The sequence below is a fragment of the Shinella agrisoli genome, assembly GCF_046557955.1.
Classification (GTDB): Bacteria; Pseudomonadota; Alphaproteobacteria; order Rhizobiales; family Rhizobiaceae; genus Shinella.
Window position 1 is genome coordinate 1 of the sequence record NZ_JBJIEP010000060.1, and the last position, 1,377, is coordinate 1,377.

2 protein-coding genes are annotated in these 1,377 nt (G+C 62.8%); one reads left to right on the top strand and one right to left on the bottom strand.

Annotated elements, in window-relative coordinates; translation table 11 throughout:
* Positions 1-107: 107 nt before the first annotated feature.
* On the bottom strand, positions 108-617 hold the full coding sequence (locus tag ACIIOY_RS26730; RefSeq protein WP_411037704.1) for a DUF2924 domain-containing protein: 510 nt from the start codon (positions 615-617) through the stop codon (positions 108-110).
* Between the two features lie 425 nt (positions 618-1,042).
* Between ACIIOY_RS26730 and ACIIOY_RS26735 the strand changes: the two genes are divergently transcribed.
* A partial coding sequence (locus ACIIOY_RS26735; RefSeq protein ID WP_411037705.1) for a hypothetical protein occupies positions 1,043-1,377 on the top strand: 335 nt, incomplete at its 3' end.

Sequence of the window (1,377 nt, forward strand, 5' to 3'; positions counted from 1 at the left end):
GTCGAGGCTGTTGAACTCCATGTCGAGCCCTTCCTCGCTCGACTTGCGGGTATAGATGGCGCAGCGCTGGCGGCGCGCAACGACCGCGACGGCTTCATGATGACGGCTCATCGGTCGTCCCCCCGTGCCTCGCGCAAGCCGAAGAAGCGATAGCCGTTCCACTGCGTGCCGGTGATCGCCCGCGCCACCGCCGACAGCGACTTGAACTTACGCCCCTGCCAGTCGAAGCCGTCCTTCATCACTGTGACGGTGTGCTCCACCCCGTCCCATTCACGCACGAGGCGGGTGCCGACCACCGGGTTGCGGGAATCCGCGATGATCGTCTTGCGCCCGACCCGGCCCTCGATCTCGTCGGCCAGCAGGTCCAGCGTCCGCCGCGTTTCGCGGGACAGGCCGCCGAGGGTCAGTTCCTGGATCCGGTAGCTGAGCCTCAGCTCGAGGTAACTGCGGCTGTTGTTCGGAGCGGGCGTGCCGAAGAGGCTTTCCCACTTCGCCTTCAGTTCGACCACCGTCATTCGCTTCAGCGCTGCAAGCTGTGTGACCACGCTCGCGTCCGCCGCGTCGCGTTCGCCCGCCCGCCATGGCGCGGCGTCAGTCTTTCTCTTTGTTCCTGGCATTATTGCCCTCCAACTCGGTTGCTCGGTTTGCGACGACCAACACGGCGTTTGAGGGCGAGAATGTCGAATGAACTGTCTTCGCCAGCTGCAGATAAAGAACTGGACTGTTCTGGCAGGATACGCCTCAGCCCCGCAGCAAGAATATGCGCGAGTTCATCGAGGCGTTCGTCCGCCGACAGACGGGCGGGCAAAAGAGGGTTTGGACCGGATCGGGCGTCTTGCATGAGACCGTTCGCAACAGAAGATGGCTGGCGAAACGGTAGTCACAACGCGACAAAAAACAAGTATATTCAATTGGTTATCGAGATTCTGCGCAATCATTCAAAAACAATCGTAAGTATCCGTTGCGCCAAACCCCTTCCCACATGACATCATCCCCAAAGGTCGTGTGGTGACATCGAAAAAGCGCGCATGCGCTCGATGTCTTGGACAAATTCGCTCCAGATCGCGGCGTCCAGCCGACGAGAACAGAATGGCGAAAGCCCCAGACGCCGGGCGATCTCACGATCCACTGGACGCGCCGTTCGCGATCCCTCTCGGCCGACAACTGGGGCGCCGGCGAGGTGCCGCTCGCCGAGGAGGTCGAAGCCTATGAGGTCGAGATCCTCGACGGCCCGGCCGTCAAGCGAACCTTGGCCGCCGCCAGCACCAGCGTGGTCTACACCGCCGCCCAGCAGTCCGCAGACTGGGGCGCGCCGCTCGGGTCTGGCGACACGCTGACCGTCCGCATCTTCCAGCTCTCCGCCCTGATCGGGCGGGG

Bases quoted from the DNA above. Each gene is read 5' to 3' on its own strand.
- ACIIOY_RS26730 (WP_411037704.1), bottom strand. From the start codon at position 617: ATGCCAGGAACAAAGAGAAAGACTGACGCCGCGCCATGGCGGGCGGGC.